The 7,784-nt window shown below is 71.3% G+C and carries 6 protein-coding genes; all 6 read right to left on the reverse strand.

The window, feature by feature from the left end; translation table 11 throughout:
• A partial coding sequence (locus tag HPT28_RS26215; protein ID WP_219094428.1) for a type I polyketide synthase occupies positions 1-1,740 on the reverse strand: 1,740 nt, incomplete at its 3' end.
• A gap of 650 nt (positions 1,741-2,390) precedes the next feature.
• The gene (locus tag HPT28_RS26220) at positions 2,391-3,161 is read right to left on the reverse strand and encodes a transcriptional regulator (RefSeq protein ID WP_219094430.1); all 771 of its coding nucleotides are present in this window, start codon (positions 3,159-3,161) and stop codon (positions 2,391-2,393) included.
• A gap of 56 nt (positions 3,162-3,217) precedes the next feature.
• A complete protein-coding gene (locus HPT28_RS26225) occupies positions 3,218-4,162 on the reverse strand; it encodes a helix-turn-helix transcriptional regulator (RefSeq protein WP_257579456.1) in 945 nt (314 codons plus the stop codon).
• Between the two features lie 516 nt (positions 4,163-4,678).
• Entirely contained in the window at positions 4,679-6,520 is a 1,842-nt protein-coding gene (gene ilvD / locus HPT28_RS26230) for a dihydroxy-acid dehydratase (RefSeq protein WP_219094432.1), read from the reverse strand.
• Positions 6,521-6,656: 136 nt separating this feature from the next.
• Positions 6,657-7,484 carry a sugar phosphate isomerase/epimerase gene (locus HPT28_RS26235; RefSeq protein ID WP_308119534.1) on the reverse strand — a complete coding sequence of 276 codons (828 nt, stop codon included), beginning with the start codon at positions 7,482-7,484 and terminating at the stop codon, positions 6,657-6,659.
• Positions 7,485-7,645: 161 nt separating this feature from the next.
• Positions 7,646-7,784: proprotein convertase P-domain-containing protein (locus HPT28_RS26240; protein WP_219094438.1), on the reverse strand; the 139-nt coding region annotated here is incomplete at its 5' end.

The raw sequence follows: 7,784 nt of genomic DNA on the forward strand, positions 1-7,784 counted from the left end.
CCCCTGCCCCGGGAACACAAACACCGGCCTACCGGCAAACTGCCGACCCTCGACGAGATGTTCGGAGGGCTCGGCCGCTGAGAGCGCGCCCAGGCCCGAGAGCAGGGCGCCGCGGTCGGTGGCCACGACCACTGCTCGGTGGTCGAGGTGGGCCCGAGTCGTCGCCGCCGAGTACGCGGTGTCCGCCACGGACATCTCCGGGCGGGCGATCAGCAGGGCGCGCAGCCGGTCGGCCTGCTCCCGCAGCGCGGCCTCGCTCCGGGCCGATATCGGCACCGGCAGCACCGGGGAGGACGTCACCGGGGCCTCGGCCGACGGCGTCTCCCCGGGGGGTTCTTCAAGAACCTCCTCGGGGGCCTCCTCGACGATCACGTGCGCGTTGGTGCCGCTGATACCGAACGAGGACACGCCGGCCCGACGTGGACGCGCGGACGCCGGCCAGGCGTGCGCCTCGTTCGGCAGTCTGATGGCCCCGGAGGACCAGTTCACATGGGGCGACGGCTCGTCCGCGTGCAGCGTGGGAGGCACCACGCCCTCGCGCATGGCCATCACCATCTTGATGACGCCGGCGACTCCGGCGGCGGCCTGGGTGTGCCCGATGTTGGACTTCACCGAGCCGAGCCACAGCGGGCCGTCCGGTCGCTCGCGGCCGTAGGTGGCCAGCAGCGCCTCGGCCTCGATCGGGTCACCGAGCCGCGTGCCGGTGCCGTGGCCCTCGACGGCGTCGACGTCGGACGGGCGCAGCCCCGCGTTGGCCAGCGCCGAGCGGATCACCCGCTCCTGCGACGGGCCGTTCGGCGCCGTCAGGCCGTTGCTCGCCCCGTCCTGGTTCACCGCGGCGCCCCGCACCAGTCCCAGGATCCGGTGGCCGTTGCGGCGCGCGTCCGACAGCCGCTCCAGCAGCAGCAGGCCGGAGCCCTCGCCCCAGCCGACGCCGTCGGCGGCGGCGCCGTAGGCCTTGCAGCGGCCGTCCGGTGAGATGGCGCGCTGGCGGCTGAACTCGACGAAGATGCTCGGCTGGGACAGCACCGTGACGCCTCCGGCCACGGCCAGAGAGCATTCCCTGGACCGGAGGGACGCGCAGGCCTGGGCGATGGCGACCAGTGAGGCCGAGCACGCCGTGTCCACGGTGACGGCCGGGCCTTCGAACCCGAACGTATAGCTGATGCGCCCGGAGGCGACACTGGCCGCGGAGGAGATCATGAGGTATCCCTCGATCTCTTCGCGGCGGTCGCTCATGCCGGCGATGACCTGGTAGTCGGAGTACATGGTGCCGATGAAGACGCCGGTGTCGCTGCCGCGCAGCGTCGTCGGGTCGATACCGGCGTCCTCGAGCGCCTCCCAGGTGCCTTCCAGCAGCACCCGGTGCTGCGGGTCCGTGGCCGCGGCCTCGCGGGGCGTGATGCCGAAGAACTCGGCGTCGAAGTCGGCGACCTGGGGGGCGAACCCGCCCTCGCGTGTGTAGGCGGTGCCGGGGTGGTCCGGGTCGGGGTCGTACAGCCGGTCCAGCGCCCAGCCGCGGTCGTCCGGGAACTCGGTGATCGCGTCACGGCCGGACGCCACGAGGTCCCACAGCTCCTCCGGCGACGTCACGCCACCCGGAAAGCGACAGCTCATGCCCACGATCGCCAGGGGCTCACTCGCCCGGTCGACCAGCTCCTGGTTCTGCCTCCGGAGCCGTTCGGTCTCCTTGACCGATTTCCGGAGCGCTCCGACGAGGTCGTTCTTGTCGGTGGCCACGCTTACGCCTCCCCGCCCGGGCGCAGCGACGCGACCAGGTTCTCGACTGGATTCATGCCACGTACTCTCCGTATCGGGGCCACTGGATCGCGGCCGCCATCACCCTGGGCTGCGGGCCGCGCCCTCGCCGCTCAGACGGCGGCCGGTCGCGATCCGCTCGATCCGGTCACTCCGGAACCGACCGACGGTCGCCCGGCAGAACTGCGCTGGTCATTCGCCATCCCCGTTTGTGTGTCTCCGACGTCGTCGCGGTGTGGTCTGTTCACCGCGACCGTGAAGCTCTGCGACGAGCACCGTTGCTCAAGCCGCGCTGTTCATCAGCGTGCCAAAGGCCGGTACCTGGACACCGGTCGAGCGCCTCTCGAAGACACCTTCTTGCCAAGCTTTCCCCGGAACGTCGCACGTAGTGACCACGCCCGCACGCTGCATCACGGCGCTGGACGCATCGGTGCATCAAGCTGCCAGCAACTCAACCGTGAGAGGTGTGTGCGCGGTGCAAAGCGTGAGCCGGGCGGATTTTCCACGGAGAGGCGGAAGTTAACCGTCGGATACGCTCGGATGGATTCCGGCGCACCCACGGACCACAATGAGAGCCGACGCTGCCGACGGCATACGATTTGCGCGACGTGACGGAAGTCGACGCCGTTCCGTCACTGCGGCGGAAATCCCGGTTTCCGGTCGGAGCTTTGCGGAAGAAGGCCCAGTTCCGCGGCCCGCACTCCGGCCTGAAATCGGGAGCTCGCCCCGAGCAGTGATGTGATGTCGGCTACGTGACGGCGGTATGTGCGCAGCGAGACGGACAGCTCCCGGGCGGCGACCTCGTCGGTGACTCCGGCCAGGAGGCATTCCAAGATCCGTAAAGCCGTCTGCGCCTGCCTGCGGTCACCGAATTCGATGCGGTCCTCGACGGGCACGGCATGCCACCACAGGCTCTCGAAGAGCGTGCCGAACGTCTGGATCACGGTCGCGGCGCGGATGACCGAGGCCTGCCGGCCGGCCGTGGACGGGGTGGTCACCAGGGCGGCGCGGCTGTCGACGATCACCACCTGAAGCATCGGCAGGCGGGCGACCCGGACGTCCGTACACGGATGCTCCAGCATCCAGCGGGGTATCAGGCCCTGGTTCAACAGCCCCTGGGCGCACAGCAGCCGCCCCCGGACATCCCGCCGGGCGGAGATCAGCTCCTCGCAGGCGGCTTGCACCGCGTCCAGGGACTCGGTGTCCGCGAGCACAGCGTCGACGGACTCCTCCACCTCGGTGGCGAGTTGGCGGACCGAGCTCGCCACGCCCTCGCTGTCCGGGCCGACGGCCGTGATGAGGGAGTCCCGCTCCATCCGACGCCGGTGCTTCTCGACCGTCTCCTCAAGGAGCCTCTGTAACGCCAGCAGGCCCGCCTCAAGGTCATCGTCGGAGCCGGACATCGGTGAACCGCAATCGCCCTCTCCGGCAGCGGACGGCTCCCGCGCCCCGGGCTCGTTCACACCCGCTCCATCTCGTGATCGCCGGACGGACCGTGCAGAACCGGTGCCTCCGGACGACGCCGGGGCAGCAGACCGAGCTGGACCGCGCGTACCCCCGCCTGGAACCGTGAGGTGACGCCGAGTTCACTCATCACCGCGGCCACGTGCCGCCGGTAGGTGCGCAGGGAGACGTGGAGTTCCCGGGCCGCCACATCGTCGGTGTGCCCTTGGCGCAGTCGCTCGAGGACGCCCAGCGCCAAGGGGGTGCTCAGCCGTTGGCTGAAGCGGAGATGGTCGTCCAGCGGGTGTGCGCCCGCCCAGGAGCACGCGAACAGCATCTCCAGGGCGCGGACGGACGCGGGGTCCTTGACGATGGCGATGCGGCCGGGAAGTTCAGGCGCGGCCTTGATCAGGGCGAAGCACTGGTCGATGACGATCATCTCGGGCGGGCCGTCCGCCAGCACCCGGATCTCACAGCCCGGCTCCCGGAACTCGGCGGCGGGCGGGTTGGCCGCCTCGACGGTGTCGGGGCCGCAGAGCAGACGGACCGTCGGCCGGCGGGTGGCGGCGCCTCCGCCGGCCGACCGCGCCGCCGACCGGGGGCGGTAGCGGGAGAGGGCCTCGAAAGCGGACAGGGACTGTTCCTCGTCACTGCACACCGAGGCGGAGACCGACTTCCTGGCACGCTTCAGCAGCCGCTCCGCGATGACGCCCGCGTCCGCTTCGCCCGCCGGAACCACCAGGGGCCCGTCCGCCGGGCGACGGCGGTGCAGTGACACCGTCGAGTCGATCAGCGCGCGCGCCTCCAGCAGCGCGCGGTCCATCCTGTCGGCGAAGTCCTCCTGCCGCGCCAGCCGTTGGTCGATGGGATCGGGGCGGGCCTGATGGTCGTCGGTGCACACGTCGGTCAAACGGTCACTGCACAGCGGATGCTCGACGGCATCCTTTGCGTCAAACACCATATCCCCCGTCTTTGCCTGGTCCAGAGGCTTCAGGGCGCCGGTGAAGAACCCCGCGCCCGACGACGGAGTATCTCCGGGCGAAGGGCCCGGGAATCAAAGTCCGCAGCCCCCGAGCGGAATTAGGAAGTTCACTAGGCAACTAATGCCCACTGACGAGCACGACAGCCCCCCTAGGTCGTGACCGACCGCCAAGCAGCGGTAACTCGTCTCGCAGATTAGTTCGTTGGCCACGAGCCAGTCAACGTGCCCCCCTCCAGTGGCACTTGCTGACGTCTCGGTCAACAATATCCGCCCTCGGAGCCCGGCTTCCGGAGTGATCCCGGGCGGTAACGTGGAGAGGGAGAGCTTGTTTGCTGTTCTACTAAAATGGGAATTCCTCTCGGCCGCACACCCGGCCGCCGACGCGGGCGGCGGGCAGGGCCGGTCGCCCGGTGCGGCCGCCCGGCGACCGGGTGCGGTCACGCGAGAGCGCCGCCGCCCGAGGGGGCGACGGCGCTCACGGGTCCGGTGCCGGAGTCAGCCGAGGAGGCGGACGTCGCGGACGGCGCCCTTGTCGGCGCTGGTGGCCATGGCGGCGTAGGCCCGCAGGGCCTGGCTGACCTTGCGCTCGCGGGCCTTGGGCGCGTAGACGCCGCCGAGGGCCTCGCGGCGGGCGGCCAGCTCGGCGTCGGACACCTTCAGCTCGATCGTGCGGTTCGGGATGTCGATGGCGATGCGGTCGCCGTCCTGGACGAGGGCGATGGTGCCTCCGGCCGCCGCCTCCGGGGAGGCGTGCCCGATGGACAGGCCGGAGGTGCCGCCGGAGAAGCGGCCGTCGGTGACCAGGGCGCACTGGGCGCCGAGGCCGCGGCCCTTGAGGAACGCCGTCGGGTAGAGCATCTCCTGCATGCCGGGGCCGCCCTTGGGGCCCTCGTAGCGGACGACGACGACGTCGCCCTCCTTGACGCGCTTGTTCAGGATGGCGTCGACGGCGTCCTCCTGGGACTCGACGACGACGGCGGGGCCCTCGAACGTCCAGATGGACTCGTCCACGCCCGCCGTCTTCACGACGCAGCCGTCCTCGGCGAGGTTGCCGTGGAGGACGGCGAGGCCGCCGTCGGCGGAGTAGGCGTGGGCGGTGTCGCGGATGCAGCCGTTCGCCGCGTCCAGGTCCAGGGACTCCCACTGCTCCGACTGCGAGAAGGCGGTGGCCGAGCGGACGCAGCCGGGGGCGGCGTAGAACATCTCGGTGGCCTCCGGGGAGGGGGCGCCGCCGCGGATGTCCCACTCCTTGAGCCAGTCGGCCAGGGAGGGGCTGTGGACGGCGTGGACGTCCTCGTGGAGGTGACCGGCGCGCTGGAGCTCGCCGAGGATGGCGGGGATGCCGCCGGCCCGGTGGACGTCCTCCATGTGGTAGTTGCCGTTGGGCGCGACCTTGCAGACGCAGGGGACGCGGCGCGAGACGGCGTCGATGTCCGCCATGGTGAAGTCGAGCCCGGCCTCCTGGGCGGCGGCCAGCAGGTGGAGGACGGTGTTGGTGGAGCCGCCCATGGCGACGTCGAGGGCCATGGCGTTCTCGAAGGCGGCCCGGGAGGCGACGTTGCGGGGCAGGACCGTCTCGTCGCCCTCGTCGTAGTAGCGGCGGGCGACGTCGACGACGGTGCGGCCCGCGGCCTCGTACAGCTCCTTGCGGGCGGTGTGGGTGGCGAGCACGGAGCCGTTGCCGGGGAGGGCGAGGCCCAGGGCCTCGGTGAGGCAGTTCATGGAGTTGGCGGTGAACATGCCGGAGCACGAGCCGCAGGTGGGGCAGGCGGCTTCCTCGATGCGCTCCAGGTCCTCGTCGGAGACGGTGTCGCTGACGGCCTCGGACATGGCGTGGACGAGGTCGAGGTTGCTGCGCACGGTGCCGTCGACCAGCGTCGTCTTGCCGGCCTCCATGGGGCCGCCGGAGACGAAGACGACGGGGATGTTGAGCCGCAGGGCCGCCATGAGCATGCCGGGCGTGATCTTGTCGCAGTTGGAGATGCAGATCAGCGCGTCGGCGCAGTGCGCCTCGGTCATGTACTCGACGGAGTCGGCGATCAGGTCGCGGGAGGGCAGCGAGTAGAGCATGCCGCCGTGGCCCATGGCGATGCCGTCGTCCACGGCGATGGTGTTGAACTCGCGCGGGACGCCGCCGGCCGCCTTGATCGCCTCGGAGACGATCCGGCCGACGGGCTGGAGGTGCGTGTGCCCGGGGACGAACTCGGTGAAGCTGTTGGCCACCGCGATGATGGGCTTGCCGAAGTCCTCGCGGGCTACGCCGGCGGCGCGGAGGAGGGCGCGGGCGCCCGCCATGTTGCGGCCGTGGGTGACGGTGCGGGACCTCAGCTCGGGCATTGGGCTCCACTCCCTGCGTCGGGTGATGGGTGACGGTGCCGGGTGACCCTGCGGCCACCGGCCTTCGAGCGTACGCCGAGCCGCCCATGATCCGGACACCGGCGTCACATGGTGAGACGGATTCGGCCCCGAGACGTCAGGGCCGGCGGGCGGCGGCGCCGAGGTGGAGGCGGGTGAAGGCGAGCGCCTCGGCCAGGTCAGCCTCGCGTTCGGCGGAGGACATGGCCCGCCGCGTGTTGACCTCCACGACGACGTGACCGTCGAAGCCGCTGGTCGCGAGGTGGCTCAGCACCTCGGCGCAGGGCTGCTTGCCCCGCCCGGGGACGAGGTGCTCGTCCTTGGCCGAGCCGTTGCCGTCGGCGATGTGGACGTGGCCGATGCGGTCCCCCATGCGGCCCAGCATCGCGAGGGTGTCGCTGCGGGCGGTGGCGGTGTGGGAGAGGTCGAGCGTGAAGTGCCGGTAGTCGTCGTTGGTGGGGTCCCAGTCGGGCGCGTAGGCGGCCATCTCGCGGTCGCGGTAGCGCCAGGGGTACATGTTCTCGACGGCGAAGCGGACGTCCGTCTCGTCGGCCATGCGCTCGATGCCCCGCACGAAGGCCCGTGCGTAGCCACGCTGCCAGCGGAACGGCGGATGGACGACGACGGTGGAGGCGCCGAGCCGCTCGGCGGCGGCCCGGGCCCGCTGGAGCTTCGTCCACGGGTCGGTGGACCACACCCGCTGGGTGATCAGCAGGCAGGGGGCGTGGACGGCGAGCACGGGCACGCCGTGGTGGTCCTCCAGGCGGCGCAGGGCGTCCACGTCCTGGCTGACCGGGTCCGTCCAGACCATGATCTCGACGCCGTCGTAGCCCAGCCGTCCGGCCATCGCGAACGCCGCCGCCGTGGTCTCGGGATACACCGAGGCCGTCGACAGCGCGACCTTGATCCCGGCGCCGCCGGGTACGGCCTGATCGTCTCGCAGCACGCGCCCAGGGTACGGGGAGGCGGTCGAGGCGGGACGTGGCCTGGCTCACGGCGCCGCGCCGGATCCAGGGCGGACGCGGCTCAGCCCCCACGGCGCGGGGCCGTGGGGGCTGAGCTCAGGGGTCACTCGCGGTGATCACCGCCGGGCGTCGCCGGGGGCGATCAGAACTGGAGGCTCCAGGCGTCGATGTAGCCCTGGTCCCACGAGTAGTTGTCGGTCACCCGGAGCTTCCAGGTGCCGTCCGCGGCCGAGGACGAGGCGTCCACGGTGTAGGTGGTGTTGATGTTGTCGCTGCTGCCG

This window comes from Streptomyces sp. JJ38 (genome assembly GCF_019303475.1).
Taxonomy (GTDB): Bacteria; Actinomycetota; Actinomycetes; order Streptomycetales; family Streptomycetaceae; genus Streptomyces.

Bases quoted from the DNA above. Each gene is read 5' to 3' on its own strand.
- HPT28_RS26225 (WP_257579456.1), bottom strand. From the start codon at position 4,162: ATGGTGTTTGACGCAAAGGATGCCGTCGAGCATCCGCTGTGCAGTGAC.
- ilvD (WP_219094432.1), bottom strand. From the start codon at position 6,520: ATGCCCGAGCTGAGGTCCCGCACCGTCACCCACGGCCGCAACATGGCG.
- HPT28_RS26220 (WP_219094430.1), bottom strand. From the start codon at position 3,161: ATGTCCGGCTCCGACGATGACCTTGAGGCGGGCCTGCTGGCGTTACAG.